At 64.4% G+C, this 17595-nt stretch carries 16 protein-coding genes; 9 read left to right on the top strand and 7 right to left on the bottom strand.

Features of this window, described 5'->3' with window-relative positions:
- Nucleotides 1-40: 40 nt before the first annotated feature.
- The 5 genes from SE92_RS11565 (at nucleotide 41) to SE92_RS11545 (ending at nucleotide 6124) form a co-directional block, all read left to right on the top strand.
- Nucleotides 41-964: a LysR family transcriptional regulator gene (locus SE92_RS11565; RefSeq protein ID WP_063195815.1), complete on the top strand. Its 924-nt coding sequence runs from the start codon at nucleotides 41-43 to the stop codon at nucleotides 962-964.
- Nucleotides 965-977: 13 nt separating this feature from the next.
- The gene (gene xylB, locus SE92_RS11560; RefSeq protein ID WP_063195814.1) at nucleotides 978-2423 is read left to right on the top strand and encodes a xylulokinase; all 1446 of its coding nucleotides are present in this window, start codon (nucleotides 978-980) and stop codon (nucleotides 2421-2423) included.
- Nucleotides 2424-2553: 130 nt separating this feature from the next.
- On the top strand, nucleotides 2554-4077 hold the full coding sequence (locus SE92_RS11555) for a sugar ABC transporter ATP-binding protein (protein WP_063195813.1): 1524 nt from the start codon (nucleotides 2554-2556) through the stop codon (nucleotides 4075-4077).
- Nucleotides 4070-5113 (top strand): ABC transporter permease subunit, encoded by a 1044-nt coding sequence (locus tag SE92_RS11550; RefSeq protein WP_063195812.1) that lies wholly within the window; start codon nucleotides 4070-4072, stop codon nucleotides 5111-5113. Before SE92_RS11555 ends, SE92_RS11550 begins: the two co-directional genes overlap by 8 nt.
- 63 nt (nucleotides 5114-5176) lie before the next feature.
- A complete protein-coding gene (locus SE92_RS11545) occupies nucleotides 5177-6124 on the top strand; it encodes an ABC transporter substrate-binding protein (protein WP_063195811.1) in 948 nt (315 codons plus the stop codon).
- Between the two features lie 101 nt (nucleotides 6125-6225).
- Here SE92_RS11545 and SE92_RS11540 read toward each other — a convergent pair whose 3' ends face one another.
- The 3 genes from SE92_RS11540 to SE92_RS11530 form a co-directional block, all read right to left on the bottom strand.
- Nucleotides 6226-7758, bottom strand: a complete 1533-nt coding sequence (locus tag SE92_RS11540; protein WP_063195810.1) for a glucosamine inositolphosphorylceramide transferase family protein — start codon at nucleotides 7756-7758, stop codon at nucleotides 6226-6228.
- A 29-nt stretch (nucleotides 7759-7787) separates the two neighbouring features.
- Nucleotides 7788-8963 carry a glycosyltransferase family 4 protein gene (locus tag SE92_RS11535; protein WP_063195809.1) on the bottom strand — a complete coding sequence of 392 codons (1176 nt, stop codon included), beginning with the start codon at nucleotides 8961-8963 and terminating at the stop codon, nucleotides 7788-7790.
- Between the two features lie 203 nt (nucleotides 8964-9166).
- On the bottom strand, nucleotides 9167-10513 hold the full coding sequence (locus SE92_RS11530) for a lipopolysaccharide biosynthesis protein (RefSeq protein WP_063195808.1): 1347 nt from the start codon (nucleotides 10511-10513) through the stop codon (nucleotides 9167-9169).
- An 83-nt stretch (nucleotides 10514-10596) separates the two neighbouring features.
- Here SE92_RS11530 and SE92_RS37360 point away from each other — a divergent pair, with 83 nt between their 5' ends.
- Nucleotides 10597-10725, top strand: a complete 129-nt coding sequence (locus SE92_RS37360) for a hypothetical protein (RefSeq protein ID WP_283806766.1) — start codon at nucleotides 10597-10599, stop codon at nucleotides 10723-10725.
- A 245-nt stretch (nucleotides 10726-10970) separates the two neighbouring features.
- Nucleotides 10971-12194: an FAD-dependent oxidoreductase gene (locus SE92_RS11525; RefSeq protein ID WP_063203471.1), complete on the top strand. Its 1224-nt coding sequence runs from the start codon at nucleotides 10971-10973 to the stop codon at nucleotides 12192-12194.
- Between the two features lie 27 nt (nucleotides 12195-12221).
- On the opposite strand, the gene SE92_RS11520 is transcribed toward SE92_RS11525, so the two are convergent.
- Nucleotides 12222-13358 carry a GNAT family N-acetyltransferase gene (locus SE92_RS11520; protein ID WP_063195807.1) on the bottom strand — a complete coding sequence of 379 codons (1137 nt, stop codon included), beginning with the start codon at nucleotides 13356-13358 and terminating at the stop codon, nucleotides 12222-12224.
- A 193-nt stretch (nucleotides 13359-13551) separates the two neighbouring features.
- On the opposite strand from SE92_RS11520, the gene SE92_RS11515 reads away from it, so the two are divergent.
- Nucleotides 13552-14547 carry a Bug family tripartite tricarboxylate transporter substrate binding protein gene (locus SE92_RS11515; RefSeq protein ID WP_063203470.1) on the top strand — a complete coding sequence of 332 codons (996 nt, stop codon included), beginning with the start codon at nucleotides 13552-13554 and terminating at the stop codon, nucleotides 14545-14547.
- Between the two features lie 27 nt (nucleotides 14548-14574).
- Here SE92_RS11515 and SE92_RS11510 read toward each other — a convergent pair whose 3' ends face one another.
- From SE92_RS11510 to SE92_RS11500, 3 genes are read right to left on the bottom strand one after another with little or no spacing between them, the layout of a single operon-like run.
- Complete coding sequence (locus SE92_RS11510; protein ID WP_063195806.1) at nucleotides 14575-14874, bottom strand: hypothetical protein; 300 nt, start codon at nucleotides 14872-14874, stop codon at nucleotides 14575-14577.
- Nucleotides 14871-15401 (bottom strand): flavin reductase family protein, encoded by a 531-nt coding sequence (locus SE92_RS11505; RefSeq protein WP_063195805.1) that lies wholly within the window; start codon nucleotides 15399-15401, stop codon nucleotides 14871-14873. The genes SE92_RS11510 and SE92_RS11505 overlap by 4 nt, the downstream gene beginning before the upstream one ends.
- A gap of 53 nt (nucleotides 15402-15454) precedes the next feature.
- The gene (locus tag SE92_RS11500; RefSeq protein WP_063195804.1) at nucleotides 15455-16546 is read right to left on the bottom strand and encodes an LLM class flavin-dependent oxidoreductase; all 1092 of its coding nucleotides are present in this window, start codon (nucleotides 16544-16546) and stop codon (nucleotides 15455-15457) included.
- A gap of 123 nt (nucleotides 16547-16669) precedes the next feature.
- On the opposite strand from SE92_RS11500, the gene SE92_RS11495 reads away from it, so the two are divergent.
- Nucleotides 16670-17587, top strand: a complete 918-nt coding sequence (locus SE92_RS11495) for a LysR family transcriptional regulator (protein ID WP_063195803.1) — start codon at nucleotides 16670-16672, stop codon at nucleotides 17585-17587.
- Nucleotides 17588-17595: the final 8 nt, after the last annotated feature.

Raw genomic sequence — 17595 nt, 5'->3', positions numbered from 1 at the left:
AGGCCAAAATTTGTAAGTCTCTTTTCCTGATTTCGCAAAAATGGATCGGTTACTCCAACTTGAGGTCTTCGCCAAAACCGCCGAGCTCGGCAGTCTTTCCAAAGCTGCCGAAATCCTGCGGATGTCGAACGCGGCGGCCAGCCGCCATCTCAGTGCGCTGGAGGAGCGGCTTGCGGTCCGGCTGATCGAGCGCAACACGCGCCGGCAATGGTTGACCGAAGCCGGGCAGGAACTGCTGCAGCGCTGCAGCACGCTCTTGAATGAATTCGCCGAAGCCGAGGACGCCGTCTCCGACCGCGCGCTGTCGCCGAAGGGCATGCTGCGAGTCACGTCTTCGTTGTCCTTCGCGATGATCTACCTCGCGCCGATGCTGCCCGCCTTCCGCGCGCTCTATCCCAATCTCAGCGTGCAGATCATCAGCGCAAACCGCTATCCCGATTTCATCGAAGCCGGCATTGACGTTGCCATCCGTACGCGCGAGCACGAGCCGGATTCCAACATCATCGTCCGCCGCATCGGCCAGATGCACCGCGTGCTTGCAGCGGCTCCCGCCTATCTGGAGACGCACGGCCGGCCGGAGCATCCCACAGATCTCGCCCGGCACGACATGCTGATCTACAACCTCGCCAACGATCCCTATTCGCTGCGGTTGAGCCAGGGCAGCACGACGCAGACGATCCGGATCGCGCCGACGCTCGACAGCAATGACGGCCAGATCATCTGTGGTGCCGCGCGTGCAGGGCTCGGCATCCTGATCCAGCCGCTCTACATCGTGCAGGGCGATATCGCGGCCGGCCGCTTGGTGCCCGTCCTGACCGGCTGGGAATTGCCGCTGCTCACCATGAACATCGCCTATCAAAACCGCGTCAGGCTGCCCGCCAAGATCAGGGTCTTTTCCGACTTCCTGGTCAGCTATATTCGCGAGCATTCGCAGCCGGGGATCTGGATCGACGCGGCGAAATGAGCGGGAAGCACGCATGTATCTCGGCATCGATCTCGGCACCTCGGCCGTCAAGACCGTTCTCGTCGACGATGCCCAGCGCGTCATAGCGAGCCAGAGCCGGCCGCTGACGATCAGCTCGCCGCGAGCCGGCTATTCCGAGCAGGACCCCGTGCAGTGGATCGACGCGACCTTCGCCACGCTGGATGCGCTGAAGGCATCACATGGAAAAGAGCTGGCGGCGGTCAAGGGCATTGGACTGTCCGGCCAGATGCACGGCGCCACGCTGCTCGACGCGAGCTCGAGACCCTTGCGGCCCTGCATCCTCTGGAACGACGGGCGCTCGGCCGCGGAGTGCCGCGTGCTGGAGCAGCGTTGGCCTGCCTTGCGGACGATCACGGGCAACAAGGCCATGCCGGGATTTACCGCGCCGAAGCTGCTCTGGATCGCGGCGCACGAGCCAGAGATCTTTGCGGCGACCAAGCTTGTTGTGTTGCCGAAAGCGTACCTGCGCCTGGTGCTGTCAGGCGAGGCCATCGAGGACGTCTCGGATGCATCGGGAACGCTGTGGCTCGACGCCGCGCGCCGCGACTGGTCGGACACGTCGCTGGCCGCAACCGGCCTGTCGCGCGATCAGATGCCGCGTCTGGTCGAGGGATGCGCGCCCGCAACGACATTGCGTGGCGAGCTCGCGCGGCGCTGGGGCATGACCAAGCCGCCGGTCATCGCGGGCGGCGCCGGCGACAATCCGGCAGGCGCGGTTGGCATCGGTGCGGTCCAGCCGGGAACCGCGTTCGTGACGCTGGGAACTTCGGGGGCCTTGCTGGCGCCGACCAGCACCATCGCCGCCAACCCGGATCGCGCGGTGCATACCTTCTGCCACGCCATTCCCGGCATGTGGATTCAGGCCGGCGCGATCCTGTCGGCCGCCTCCTGCCTCGCCTGGGCCGCGCGCCTGTTCGGCGTCACCGAGGCCGAGCTGCTGGCGCCGCTGGGGTCGCGCCCGCGGGCGCCGTCGCCGGTGAGCTTTCTGCCTTATCTCGCGGGTGAGCGGACGCCGCACGACGATCCCGTCGTGCGCGGCATGCTGGATGGGCTCAGTCATGGCACCGATCGCGAGACGATCGTGCAGGCGGTGCTCGAAGGCGTTGCCTTCGCGCTTGCCGATTGCCGCGATGCACTTGCGGGTGCCGGCATCGCGATCGCGGAAGCCGACGTCATCGGCGGTGGATCGCGGTCGTCGTTCTGGCTCTCGGTGCTGGCCAACGTGCTGAATGTTCCAGTCCATCGCTTCGCCGGAGGCGAGACCGGCGCGGCGTTCGGTGCGGCGAGATTGGGGCGGCTTGCTGTCACCGGTGAGGCAATCGCAACCGTGTGCACGCGACCGCAACGCGTCGAGACGTTCGAACCTGACAGTGGGCTGACTGATGCTTACGCCGAGCGGCTTCCCGCGTGGCGCGAACTGTATCGGGCGCGCCACTAGCATTGCCTCGGCGTCGCATTCTCCTGTGTTCGGTATTGCTCTGGTCTGCGGCCTTTTGTTTAATGCGTGAACCGCGCTGACAAAAAGATCGAGACGCGGGTGGGAAACGCATTGTGCGCCGGGAGGCACGATGAACGATCCGATCCTCGAGATGCGTGGGGTCTCAAAGTCCTTCTTTGGCATCAAGGCGCTGCGTGCCGTCGATCTCACCGTCTATGCCGGCGAGGTCCACGCCCTGATGGGCGAGAACGGCGCGGGCAAGTCGACGCTGATGAAGATCCTGTCCGGCGCCTACAGGCCTGATCCCGGCGGAGAGATCCGTATCGAAGGACACCCGGTCCGGATCGAAGGTCCGCTCGGCGGCCGCAACGCGGGCATCTCCATCATCTATCAGGAGCTGTCGCTCGCCCCCAATCTCCGTGTTGCCGAGAATATCTATCTCGGGCGCGAGATCTCGCATTCCGGGATGCTGGCGCGCGGCGAGATGCGCGACGGCGTCGGTCCGATTCTGAAGCGGCTGGGCGCGGACTTCCTGCCATCGACGCTGGTGGCGCATCTATCCATGGGCCAGCGGCAGCTGGTCGAGATCGCGCGTGCGCTGCATGCGAGATCCAAGATTCTGATCATGGACGAGCCGACGACCGCGTTGTCGGCGGGCGAGAGCGCGCGCCTGTTCGCGCTGATCCGCCAGCTTCGCGCCGAGGGCCTCGCGATCATTTACATCTCGCATCGCATGGACGAGGTCTACGCGCTCGGCGACCGCGTGACCGTGCTGCGCGACGGCCGCCTGGTGGGCTCGCTCGACAAGCCCGAAATCCGCGCCGACACCATCGTGCGGCTGATGGTCGGGCGCGACGTTTCCTCGTTCTACAAGAAGGACCACGATCCCGACGCGGGGCGGGGACATCCCGTGCTCGCGGCGATCGATATGGCCGACGGCCACCGCGTCAAGGGTTGCTCGCTCACGGTGCATGCAAGCGAGGTGGTCGGGCTTGCCGGCCTGATCGGCGCCGGCCGCACCGAGCTTGCGCATCTCATCATCGGCGCAGCGCCAAAAACCTCCGGGCGGCTCGAGCTGGAAGGACAGCCGGTCGAGATCCGCAGCCCTGGTGAGGCGCTCGAGGCCGGGATCGCCTATCTGACCGAAGACCGCAAGGCGCTCGGCCTGTTCCTGGACATGTCGTGTCTGGACAACATCAACCTCGCGGTGCTCGGCCGCGATGCCAAGCTCGGCTGGTTCCTGGATCGCGACAAGGCGCGTGAGCGCGCCGACAGGGCCTTCGCTGGCCTCAGCATCCGCGCCGCCAATGTCGGCGTCCCCGCGGGCGGCCTGTCCGGCGGCAATCAGCAGAAGCTGCTGCTGTCGCGGCTTCTGGCGATCGCGCCAAGGGTGCTGATCCTCGACGAGCCGACGCGTGGCGTCGACGTCGGTGCCAAGTCAGAGATCTATTCGATCATCGACAATCTGGCCAAGGCCGGCACCGCGATCCTGGTCATCTCGTCCGATCTGCCTGAAATCATCGGCATCTGCGACCGCGTCGTGGTCATGCGTGCCGGGCGCATTGCCGGCGAGGTGACGCGCGGTGCCAATTCGCCGCTGACACAGGAAGACATCATGGCGCTTGCCACGGGGATGGAGCATCTCGATGCCTGACAATGGCGCTTCGCAGGCCCAGCCCGCCGCGACCGCGACGACCAACGGCGCCGCCGCAGAGACCAGGCGCCAGCGGGTGAGGGTGCTGATCAGCGCGCTCGGCATGCTGCCGGTGCTGCTGATCCTCTGCATCGGCTTTCATTTTCTGTCCGAGGGACGCTTCTTCACCGGACAAAATCTCGGAATCGTGTTGCAACAGGCCGCGGTGAACACCGTGCTTGCGGCGGGGATGACGTTCGTCATCCTCACCGGCGGCATCGACCTCTCGGTCGGCTCGATCCTGGCGGCCTCCGCGATGGCCGGGCTGACGCTCTCCAAGCTGCCGGAGCTCGGGATGCTGTGGCTGCCGGCCTCGCTTCTCACGGGCCTTGGCTTCGGCATCGTCAACGGCGCGCTGATCGCGCTGCTGCGCCTGCCGCCCTTCATCGTCACGCTCGGCTCGCTCACCGCGGTGCGTGGCCTCGCGCGACTGCTCGGCGCCGATACCACCGTGTTCAATCCCTCCATTCCCTACGCCTTCATCGGCAACGGCTCGCTGACGCTCGTGCCCGGCGTCGCATCGATCCCGTGGCTGTCGGTGATTGCCTTGCTCGTCATCCTGGTCTCGTGGCTGGTGTTGCGCCGGACCGTGCTCGGCGTGCACATCTATGCGGTGGGCGGCAATGAGAGCGCGGCGCGGCTTGCGGGCATCAAGGTCTGGGCCGTGCTGATCTTCGTCTACGGCATCTCAGGGCTTTTCGCCGGGCTCGGCGGCGCCATGCAGGCGGCGCGGCTCTATGCCGCCAACGGCTTGCAACTCGGCCAGTCCTATGAGCTCGACGCGATCACCGCCGTGATCCTCGGCGGCACGTCGTTCGTCGGCGGCATCGGCTCGATCTGGGGCACGCTGGTCGGCGCGCTGATCATCGCCGTGCTGTCGAACGGCCTCATTCTCGTCGGTGTCTCCGACATCTGGCAGTACGTGATCAAGGGCCTCGTCATCATCGGCGCCGTGGCGCTGGATCGCTACCGGCTGCAGGGGTCTGCCAGGACATGAAAGCTTCCGCTGCGGCAACTGGTCTGCCGCGCCGGGGACGAAGACAGACCAGGGAGGAAGTCCATGTTGAAGACGATCATGCTCGCCGGCGCCGCGACGGCGCTTGTTCTTAGCACCGTGCCGTCCTCGGCGAAGGAGCTCAAGTCGATCGGCGTCTCGCTGGGGTCGATGGGCAACCCGTTCTTTGTCGCGCTGGCGAAGGGTGCCGAGTTCGAGGCCAAGAAGACCAATCCCAATGTGAAGATCACGGCGGTCGGCTTCGAATACGATCTCGGCAAGCAGGTCACCCAGATCGACAATTTCATCGCCGCCGGCGTCGACCTGATCCTGCTCAACCCCGGCGATCCCAAGGCGATCGGGCCGGCGATCAAGAAGGCGCAAGCCGCGGGCATCGTCGTCGTCGCGGTCGATACCGCGGCCGAAGGCGCCGACGCCACCGTCACTACGAACAACATCCAGGCCGGCGAGATCTCCTGCCAGTACATCGTCGACAAGCTGGGCGGCAAGGGCGAGGTCATCATCGAGAACGGGCCGCAAGTCTCCGCCGTGATCGACCGCGTCGCCGGCTGCAAGAACGTGTTCTCGAAGAATCCCGGCATCAAGGTGTTGTCCAACGACCAGGATGGCAAGGGCTCGCGCGAAGGCGGTCTCACGGTCGCGCAGGGCTATCTGACCCGCTTTCCCAAGATCGACGCCATCTTCGCCATCAACGATCCCCAGGCGATCGGCACCGACCTTGCGGCGCGCCAGCAGAACCGCACCGGCATCGTCATCACCGCCGTCGACGGTGCGCCCGATATCGAGGCCGCGCTGAAGGATCCGCAGTCGCCGCAGATCCAGGCCTCGGCCTCGCAAGACCCGTTCTTCATGGCGCGGCGGGCCGTGCAGGTCGGTGTCGGCATTCTCAACGGTCAGAAGCCGGCCTCGACGGTCGAGCTGCTGCCGTCCAAGCTCGTGACCCGGGACAACGTCGCCGAGTACAAGGGCTGGACCTCGGATCGCTCGCAGTAGGGCGTACGTCTCGAGGCCGGACCACGAGATAGTCGCGATATCATCGCCGCTGTGCTGGCAAGGCGCAGCGACGATCTCGGCAGAGGCAAAGCGCCTATCGCTCAGGCGGTGTGCGGACTCGTTCGCGCAGACAAGGCGCTCGACGGAAATCGGCTCGTGAAGGCGCGGGTCTTGGGCTGGACGCGCGATCCGTCGATCACCTCGAGCCGGCCGCAGCGGTTCAAGGTGTGGAGCTTCCTGCCGGGCCATAGCGGTCCGGGTTTCAGAGAATGGCGCACGACCTGCTTGAAGGCGGTCGGCGACAGTTCGACCACTTCCGCCAGCGCGAGCCCTGCGCCGTATCCGTCGGTGCAGTTCTGAATCGGGCGCCACAGTCTGCCATTGAGCGTGACGAAATTACCGGCCGGCCGCGTGCTGGCGCGGTCGATCAGGACCGGATTGCTGGCGTGCGGCAGCCAGGGCCCGTGGAAGTGCTCGGCGTAGTAGATCGCCAGCGCATCCGAATAGCCGCCCGTTCCGTCGCGCCAGGCTCCGAACAGATAATGCAGGCCGTTGTGCCGCGTGATCGTGACGTCGGCGAGCTCGAGGCCTGACAGCAGCGTCGCGTGTCGCTCCCATCTGTCCGGAAACCGGACGCATTTGTAGAGGGCGACGTCCCCGTTGGTCGAACTCTCCGGGATCATCCACAACGCGTCGCCGTCCTCGATCAGAAACGGATAGGAGAGGTGCCACGGCTCTTCCAGCACCGGCATGACTTCGCCGACCGGTCCATTGTCGCCGAACTCGATCGCCGAAATGATGCCTTTGCCGACGCGGTGATCGAGGTCCTCGAAGAAGACGAATGTTCGCCCCTGCCATGTGACCGGAAAGGGATCGGCGTAAAAGCGATGGCCGGGATCAGCAAGAATGTTCCATTCCGGTCCGGACAGATCTCCGGTCTGCCAGACGCCTGCACCCTCATTGAAGCGCCATCCGACATGCCAATGCGGAGCGTAGCAGCAGAGGCGATAAATCTCCTTGGCGATCGAGACGGCGAGGCCGCGCGTGACGTAGCCGACGGGGCCACGGCGCGGGGCATCTCCGGCCGGCCGCGCCAGTTGCGGCAGAATTCGCGGTCGCCCCGACAGGATCGCCGCCACCATCGTGAGCGTCCGCGCCATGACGGTCTCGAGCGCGCCGCTGAGGCCTGCGGCAATTTCTCCGGAGGGATGGCCGCGATCGAGGAGGGAGCCGTCGACCTCGTTGACGATGTCGATCACCGGCAGGTCGCCGGCGAGAATGGCGGCAAGGGCGGCATTTTCGCCGGCAACGCCGTTGAACAGCGGACGGAGATAGAGCGATGCGGCGCTGTTCGGATCGCGCGCGCCGCCGGTGAAGTCGACGATCACGTCGGCCGTCTGGTCGTGAGCCTGCGTCTGTTCCGGGATAATGTTGAGCTTGTTGGCGCCGCTGGGCTTGCCCTTGTGCAACACCATGCGCTCGAGCTCGAACAGGGCGTCGAGACCTGCAGGCCGTGGCTCGGCCGCTATCGCCCACGCGATTTGAACCGGAACATCCCGGCCGTCGATCATCAGCGTCTCGCGCCTCATCCAGCGCCGCGCGTACTCTCGTTCACAGCGAAACTCGATGATCATGTCGAGCCCATCACTTCCAACGTATCAGATCAGGTGACCTGGCCGAGAATTCGAACGTATTCCTCCACCATGGCATCTACCGAATAGCGCAACCTCAGGCCTTTGGCATTTTGTCGCAGTTCATCGCTCAGATGCTGGTCCGTCAGCAACCTGGAGACGGCTGCCGCGAGCTTGATATGATCGGAGGCGTCGACGAAGAGTGCGGTCGGTTTTCCTTCGTACGACAACACTTCGCGCAGGACGGGAAGATCGGTGACGACGGAGGGAACTCCGGCGTTGGCAGCTTCGACCGCAGCAAGACCGAAGGTTTCCGCCTGCGTCGGGAATACAAATACGTCCAGACAAGCGAGAAAATCCGCCATTCGACTGGGGGGAATCTCGCCGAGCAAATGCAGCCTGTCCGACACCTTCAAGTCGCTGGCCAACTGCCGCAGCCGGGCCTCGTCGGCGCCCTGGCCGGCGAGCGCGAGGTGCCAGGACGGTTGATCCGGCAACAGACGTATCGCCATGTCGAGCCGCTTGTGCGGATGCAGCCTTGCCGCGCAGCCGAGCAGGACACGATCCGGCGGCAGGCTGAACTTCTGTCGCGCGGCCTCCTTCGACAGGGTGAGCGCCTTGTCGTCGAAACCGTGCGGCACATGCACCATGCGCGAACGATAAGCCGCAGGGTAGCGCGAATACTCGCGTTCCATGTCCTTCGAATTGAGCGTGATGCGGTCGAAGAATCCGACGCTGCCCATGACGATGTCGGCGGTGCGCACCGGCCGGCTCATCGCCAGCGCCGACGAAACCTGGTTGGCGACGACAGGTGCGCGGCTGACGAGGCGCGTCACGCCGGCGCCGATGACGTTACCGAAATGCTGGAACGTCAGCACGGCGTCGGGCCTGGTCGTCCTGATGTGACGGCCGAGCGTCCACAACATCCGAAGCAGCGCCACCGGATTGCCCGGCCGGCTCGACGCGCAGTAGAGCGTGTCGGGCGGCTCGTCGAAGGACTCCGACTTGCGGAAGAAGAACAGATTGGTGACGCGGTAACCGCGCGCGGTCAGCCCGGCGCCGAGTAGCCTGGTGATCTCCTGTGCACCGGCGTTCTCGGCCTGGGTTTGCGCGAGGAGCACGTGCAACTTCGGTCCGCTGCCGTCTGGCTGCGCGGGTGCCGTCGCGGTCATCCCGCCCAGTTCCTTGTTCGGCTGATAGTGCAGCACGGATCCCGACCCGCTAGAGAAACGAAATCTTCACCTTCTTAGCTCCGTACCTACCATGCGGGTATCGCGCGGACACCGACTAGCAACAAACGGAGTTAATGCGAGGCCCGTCTGCCGACATTCTTCGCGCGATCATTTCGCTGGTTCCCATAGGGCACGCAAAACGCGCGTTAACCAATCGATCTCGCGCCGACGCGTGATGCCTAGTCGCCGGACTCGGCACCGCGGACTGCATAGTTGCGGCGTTTCACGGCGTTGAAGCGCAAGAGCACGAGGATTGAAGGATCCACCCCCGTGCGCCGGCGGCAGAGCACGTTCAGGGCAATGGTCGCGAGCGCCAGCGACACCGTGGCCGAGACCGCCGCGCCCAGCAGGCCGAACCAGGGGATGAGAATGAGAAATCCCGCCAGACGCAGCGCGACGTTGGCCGCCACGACCGGAACATAGATCCGCTCATGGCCGGTCAATTGGAGGATCGCGGCGGACGGGCCACCCGCGGCCTGGATGGCGGTTCCGATTGCAAGCACGATCAGGACCAAATGCTGCTCAGTGAAATGAGGCCCGAACAGGCTGAGCAGGTAGGGCCCCCCGATCCAGACCGTGGCGAGGCCCGCGGCCACGCAAAGCGCAGTCACTTCCGCCATCAACCGCAGAGTTCGCTCGAACTCCGGTTGGTTCTTGCTGAAATACAGCGACGGAAGCCTGCGCGCGCCGAACGTGTACAGCGCGGCGGACACCATGGCGAAGATGTTGGCGAGGCGCGAGGCGGCGAAATAGATGCCGGCCGTGACCGGATCCAGCATCCAGTAGACCAGGATGACGTCGAAATACTGGTTTGCGACCTCGAGGATGGATGCAAGCCAGAAGTGAAGGGCGCTCGACCGCCAGCGCGATGTTTCGGAGCTTGCCGCCGTGCCGCGCAGATTCGGCAGCACGCGCGCGATCGAGATGATCTGCGTGGCCAGGCTGACCGACATGGCAATGGTCATCACCGCGAACAATTCGGCGGGATCGAGTTGCCGGTGGGTCAGCAGCATGCCGATCAGGAACAGAACGACGATGACCCGCCAGAAGAATTCGCGATTTCCTTCGCCCATCAGGATGCTGACCAGCGAGCGTGCCACCTGGCTGCCGAGCATCACGCCGGCGTTCACGGCCGTATAGGCCGAGACCGCAAGGATCAGCAGCCACCAGTCGCCGCGCATGTTCGCCGCGATGGCGATGCCCGCGATCACGATCAGCATCGCGATCGAGGCGATCTTCAGGCTCGACAGCAGGACACCCTTGGTCAGGTCCGGCCTGTCGCCGACCTGGTACTCGTTCAGGAAGCGCACCAGCAGGGATTCCTGGCCGACCAGCCCCACGACGGCGGCGATCTGGGCAACCGAAAGCCAGGTCGCGAAGATGCCGAAGCCATCGGGCGACATCGTTCGCGCCGCCAGCGAGAACAACGCGAACGCAAGCGCGCCGCTACCAACCTTGAGCAGGATGGTCCCGACGACACCGCGCGTGACGTCACGCCGCAGGAACTGGAGGATGGATCTGATCATGGAAGTTTAGGGAGCTGCTCTCTCCTGAAGAGACATGTTCCGATATCGCGGCAACCTAGCATGCCGAAAAATCGCGAGTGTTAATGAGCGCCGTGCTGGAACTTGCCGGCGGCGGCGACATTGCGCGCATGCCGGTTGCTTCACTGTGGAACATCGTCGTCCTCATTGTCTCAAATCAAGCAAGGCCCGGCTCCGCCCGCATGAAGGCATAGCGCCGCAGCGACAGGCGAGATCAGCCGTTTGAATGCAGGTCTGCTCACCGGATCACCGGCCGAGCAGCCCAAAATCGGAATTTCGCGGTGAATCCAGAGCAAGAGCCGTGCCGGCTATCGTCATGACGACCGGCCCTTCGCCCCGTTAACCTCGATATCGAGAAATGATCGCGTTCGATCCGGCGATGCGACATCAGGCCGGAGAATTGCACGTGCGACTTTAGTTGACCGTGGGAGCCCAGATCATGACGGCGGATAGAACTGTGACCGAGCCGATCGCCACAGCTGGTATTTCGGAAACCGCTGTGGACATCGCGATCGTCGGCGGCGGCCTCGCCGGATCGCTTGCGGCGGCCGTGCTGGCGCGGGCAGGGCACCGCATCGCCCTGATCGACAAGCGGGCGGTCCATCCGGACGAGTTCCGGGTCGAGAAGATCGGCGGGCATCAGCTGGCGATGCTCCGCAAGCTCGGCTTCCTCAGCGCGCTCGAGACGATCGCCTGTCGATATGATCAGGTGCTCAATATCCGGGAGGGCAAGGTGGTCGATGTCAGCGTCGGCCAGGCTTACGGATTTTCTTATGCCGATCTCGTCGCGATGGCGCGCAGCCAGCTTCCCGATCCGTCCGACCTGATCGTCGACGAGGTCGCTGCGATCAGCTGCAGCGACGACATCCAACATCTCGAATTGGCCTCCGGGCGGCGCGTGAGTGCGCGCCTCGTGGTTCTGGCCACGGGCATGGCGGCAGCTCTTGCTTACAAGCTTGGCATCAAGCGGCGCGTGCTGGCCGAGCGCCACTCGGTCTCATTCGGCTTCACGATTGCCCGCCACGACGGCAGCTCGTTCGATTTCGAGGCGCTGACCTGCTATGGCGAGCGCACCGCGGACGGCATCGATTATCTCAGCCTGTTCCCCGTCCATGCCGGCATGCGGGCCAATCTCTTCATGTTCCGCGACCCGACCGATCCGATCATGCGCGAGCTGCGCCGCGAACCGGAAGCGACACTCTTGCGTCTGCTGCCGGGACTGCGGCCCTATCTCGGCGATTTCCGCGTCACCGACCGGGTCCAGAACTGGGTGATGGATCTGACCGTCGTCGAGGGGCATCTCCAGCCCGGCATCGTGCTCATCGGCGATGCGTTCCAGACCAATTGCCCCGCCGCCGGCACGGGCGTTGCGCGCCTGCTGGTGGACGTCGATCGTCTTTGCACCGAATATGCGCCGCGATGGCTCACGACATCAGGCATGAACCAGGAGAAGATTGCGCAATTCTATTTCGATCGCGACAAGATCGCGGCGGACCAGCAGTCCCTGAAGATGGCGCGCTTCCGCCAGGCCCTGACGTCCCGCAACGATATCGGCTGGGATGTCCGGCGCCGCTTGCACTTCCTGCGGCGCAGCCTGGCACACCGGGTCGATCAAATGCATCCGGGCTGGCTTGGACGTGTTCGCGGCGCGCTGCGCGCCTGAGCCCAGTGCCTCCTTGCCTGACGTCCGTCAGCGCGTCGGCGTCGGAGTGCGGGCGGGCAGCAGCCGCAGATCCGAGAGCCGCTTGGCCGCCAGCTTGAGCCAGGGCGCCTGCTTCAGCGCGAACAGGGCGATGGCGCCTGCGGTGCTGCCGGCTTTCGTGACTGCCCACATTGGCGAAGGCTGTCCGCCGAACAGTTTCTTGTAGGGTTCGTCACCAATGGTGAAATCGAGCATCTGGTCTCCGCGCCCGATACAGTCCCGTGCGACCTGCTCGAACATCAGCGCGCCCAGAGACTGGCTCTTGTATCCGGCAATGTCGAAGGCGCTCATGATGATGAGGAAGCTGTCCCGATGGCACAGCCCGAGCACGGCGGCGATCACTTCGCCGTCCATCTTCATGGCATAGAGACGCACGAAGCTGCCGAGGCCGCGAAGAGCCACGTCGGAATAAAAGCCGAAATATTCGGGGCGCTGGAGCAGGTCGCCGTCGCCTTGTGCCTGGAAGCGCGGACCGCGAAATTTCTTCATCACCTCCATCGCTTCGAGCACGGAGGCGCTGTCGCTGCAGCATGAAAAGCTCAGCGCGCCCTTCTTCTGGAGCTGGCGATATTTCTTTGCGAGCTCCTTTTGATAGGAGCGGTCGATCGCGCTGGCCCGCCATTGCTCGAACGGCGCGACGAGAACCGTGGCATAGGCATTGGTGTCCATCGAGACGCGTCGGGACGTAGCCAGGAGATTTTCGACCGGAAGCCGCCCGTCGGGCAGCTTGGTCATGCGCAACAGATCGAAAGGACGGATGAGTCGCTGAATCTCCGCGCAGGCCGCGGCGTCGTCGAGCAGTTGCGAAAACAATTCCGGGCTGCAGACCGGCGCCAGATAGTCGGAGACGCGCAAATCGGCGAACTCGACGGTTCGGATCGGGCCGCGCCGGATCCGGAGCAGGGGCAGCACCATCACAAGCGCCGCGGTCCCGCGGTGGCGAACCACGACGACCAGAGGTGTTGCACCGGCATTCGCGGCAAGCCGGGTGTAGAGGCTGTGCAGCCAGATCGGATGCTGGAATGCGGTCGCGGCCGAGCGACCGAACAACTCGGCATATTCCGAAGACAGAAAGTCGAACGACTGCTCGATGCCGATGTCGAAATTGTTGCTGGACTTGTTCATGCGCAATCTGAGAAACCGGACAATTCGCGAAGATCGATCGAGCCGTAGCTGCGCTTTATAGCAGGGTCGTTACGGGCTAGACACCGGCGGCGTGCGATTTGCATTAATGTGTTCAACCGCGATCATATCGTTACCAAACTCTTAAGATCCTCATTCTTGTAACATGGCCAGCATGGTCTCGAGTGCGCAGAAGATGTCTCTCGTCTCACGGCGAAAACTGCTCGATATGGCGGCGGGACTCTCGGCGCTGGCTGCCTGGCCCGGCGGCGCGGCCGCTGACGATTACCCCGCCCGGCCCATCAGGCTGGTCATTCCCTATACCGCCGGTGCCGCTGGCGATCAGATCGGCCGTCCCTGGGCCGACAGGGTGGCCTCGCTGCTGGGGCCGATCTATGTCGAGAACATCGGCGGGGCGGGCGGTGCGATCGGCTCCGCCGCGGTGGCGCAGAGCGCGCCTGACGGCTATTCGCTTCTGCTCGGCAATGGCAGCACCCAGGTGATGATTCCGCTATCCTCGGCGCAGCCGGCCTATGACGGGGTTCGCGATTTCCGCGCCGTCTATCGGCTGATCACCAGCACGCTGGCATTCGCGGTTCATCCGTCCTTGCCGGTCAAGGACCTGCGGGAGCTGATCGCTTTTGCCAGGGCCAATCCGGGCAAGCTTTCCTACGGCACTCCGGGCGTCGGGACCGGCAATCATCTCGTCGGCGAGATGTTCAGACAGCAATCGGGCCTTGCAGCGGATGTTGTTCACGTCCCCTATCGCGGCATGGGGCCCGCGACCAACGACCTCGTCAGCGGGCAGATCTCCTCGGTCATTGCCGTGGTCTCGAGCCAGATCCTGCAACTGCACCATGCGGGCAAGCTGCGGCTGATCGCCGTGACGAGCGATCGGCGGTTGAGCGGCGCGCCGGACATTCCGACAGTCACCGAATCCGGCATGCCTGGCCTCGGCTATGCCGGCTGGTTCGGCTTGTTTGCGCCGAGAGCGACACCGGATGCGATCGTGGAGCGGATCGCCGCCGCGACCCGTACGGCGATGGCTGATCCGCAGTTGCAGGAAAGCTATCGTTCGCAAGGTCTGGAGCCTGACGTCGATTCAGGTCCGGACAAGTTCCAGCGTCTGGTCGAGGACGAGCTGGCTCGCCTCGCTCCCATCGTCAAGTCGATCGGGCTCAAGCGCGACTGAGACGTTGCCGGCGTCATCGTGATGGCGCTAGGGCGCTCGCTCGACATGAGCTCGGATCGCCTGTTGCTCGGTGTCGATCCAGCCATGCTGGCGGGCCTTGGCCACCATCTCCGCATAGCGCTGATCCCAGCCTGCATCATCCGGGCGGCCGGCCAAGGTGGGGACCAGATCGATGGCGACGAGCGCATCACGATCGTCGAGAAGCGTGATCCCTTTCCAGCCCTGCATTGCAGCTCCGGCATCGGCATGCAGCAACAGCTTGAATTTGCCGAATTCGAACGGCTCGGTGAGACGGACGATGCCGCCGTCGAAGCATTCGATGATCACGGTTTGCTCCTGCCTATCGGCGATGATTCCGGCGGCGCCTGCGGCAAGGCGCGCAGCTCGCCCTGGAAATTGACGAGTGGATCGCCATTCCCGCCGTGCGTCGCCACGATCCTGCCGATGAAGAGACCGTGCGTGCCGACCAATTGGTGATGATGCAGCACGCACTCCAATACGCCGAGCGCCGGCTCGAGCAGCGGCACGTCGAGGACGCCTTGCTGCCATGGCGCCGTTGCGAAGCGGTCGATGCCCTTGGCGCCGCCGGCGAAGCGCAGCGCCAGATCTTCCTGACCTCTGCTGAGCAGGCTCACTCCGAAACGGCCGCTGGCGAGAATTGCGGCATGCGTTTCGGAGCTCGAGTTGACGCCGACGAGCAGGCAGGGCGGATCCATGCACAGCGAGGTGACGGAGCTGACCGTCAATCCACGCCGCGCAGTTCCGGCTCCCGTCGCCACGATCGCGACGCCGCCCGCGAGATTGCGCATCGCCAGGCGGAATTCGGCGGCTTCGACAGAGCGGAAACCGGTCATTTGAGCGATTTGACATCCCATGACGTACCTCCGGGCTTGCGCTGGTGCGACGGCTATGCGGAGACCGCCTCGCCCGCCGACTTGCCGCGCGCGGCATGGCCCGACTTCAGCTCCTTGCGGATCGCGGGGATGATCCTGCTGCCCCACAATTCGATCTGGCGCAGCATCGTGCGCTGATCGAAATCGCCGAGCTGGGTCTGGAGCGCGATGTGGGTCGGTTTGAGGATGCTGATCTCCTCGAGCATGCGGTCGATCACCTGATTGACGCTGCCGACCGGCAGGTTGGCCCGCATCGTCTCCAGGCTCATGTCGTTCGGCCCGGCTTCTTCCTTGATCAGATAGCCGTCATCGCTCTGGGCGCGGCGGAACTTCAGGCTTTCGGAGAGGCGCCGCTGGAAGCGCGCATTGTCGAGGTAGGAAGTGATCTCGCTGTCGTTGTCGCTGGCATAGGCGCAGCGCAGGAAGCCGAAATGTGTGTCGTCGATTGAGCGGCCTTCCTTGGCAGCGATGCCTTCGAGGCGTTCGCGCAGCGCCTTGATGGCGTCGAGGCCGTTCAGCAGCGCGGTGACGAATAGATTGTGGTTGTCGCGGATCGCGCGGCCGAGCGTCTCGCCGTGGCCTGAGGTGACCCAGATCGGCGGCATCGGCTTCTGCACCGTGCGCACGGCGATCGCGGTCGGCGGCATCTTCAGGTGCTCGCCCGAATAGGAGAAGATGTGCTCCCGCATGCCGGCCTGGAGCACGTCGTAGAATTCGGCGAACAGCGCATGCGAATGATCGAGCTCGACGCCAAAGCGGTCGAACTCGAACTTCTGGTATCCCGAGCCGATGCCAAGATCGAGGCGGCCGTTCGAGACCGTGTCGGCAAAGCCGATCTCGCCGAGCAGGCGCGCCGGATGATACAGCGGCAGCACGCAAACGGCCGTGCCGAGCCGGATGCGCCTGGTCAGGCCGGCGCAATGGGCGACCATCATCAGCGGCGACGGACACAGGCTGTAATTGTTGAAATGGTGCTCGGCGTACCAGGCCGTATCGAAGCCGGCCTGCTCGGCGGCGACGGTCTGCTCGACCGCGTTGTTGATGACCTGCTGCGAACTCTGATGATAGCCGCGCTGCTGCGCCAGAATGAATACGCCGAACTCCATCGGTTGCTTCCTTCCCGTTTGATCGCTCGCTCTTGCGACGCGTTCTCATGAAGTTAGGGCCTTGAGCTTTTTCGAACAATTGACGTAATCTGAGCATGTCCTTTGCAGAATCTGAAAAGATCGATGAATCGCCTCCAGGCCATGGAATTGTTCGTCAGCGCGGTCCGGGAGGGCAGCTTTTCGGCCGCCGGGCGCCGCGTCGGGCTCTCGCCGGCGTCGGTGTCGCGCTATATCGGCGAGCTCGAGGCGCAGCTCGGCGTGCAGCTTTTGAACCGCAGCACGCGCCATCTCGGATTGACCGACGCCGGCAAGATCTTCTTCCAGCGCACCGAGCAGGTGCTGCACGGCATCGAGGATGCCGAAGCGGCGGCGCTCTCGCTCCAGACCGCGCCGCGCGGAACGCTGCGGGTGCATTCGCGGACGCTGTTCGGCATCAAGGTGCTCTCGCTGCTGATCCCGGGCTTTCAGAAGCTCTATCCGGAGCTCAAGGTGGAGTTGCGCCTGTCCGAGCGGCACGCCCTGCTTCGGGAGGATGAGTTCGACGTCGATTTCCAGATCCAGGCGCCGAAGGATCCCGGCTTGATGCAGCGAAGGCTGCTGCGGAGCGAGCGGATTCTGGTGGCCTCACCGGACTATGTCCGGCGCATGCCGAAACTGCGCGAGCCCGAGGACATCACTCGCCACAACTGCCTGACCTATTGGATGGGGCCCGACGACGTAGTCTGGAAGTTCATGCGCAGGAACAGGCTGCGCGAGATCGTCGTGCCGTCATCCTTCAGCAGCAACAACGGCGTGGTGCTGAGCGATCTCGCCGCCGCCGGGCACGGCATCGCGCTGCTCGACGACTACACCGTGGCGGAGGAGGTGAAGAGCGGACGCCTGATACGTCTGTTGCCGGGCTTCCGGGTGACGAATTCCAGCTTCGACGAAGGGATCTATGCGGCGTTTCTCCAGAGCAGCTATCTGCCGGAGAAGATCAGGGTCTTCTTGGACTACATGGCGGAGAACGTGCCGAAGCAGATCAAGCGATCGGCGCAATAGCGCGGCGG

It is taken from the genome of Bradyrhizobium sp. AT1, assembly GCF_001590795.1.
Taxonomy (GTDB): domain Bacteria; phylum Pseudomonadota; class Alphaproteobacteria; order Rhizobiales; family Xanthobacteraceae; genus Bradyrhizobium.
This window is presented reverse-complemented; position numbering and strand designations above follow the sequence as displayed.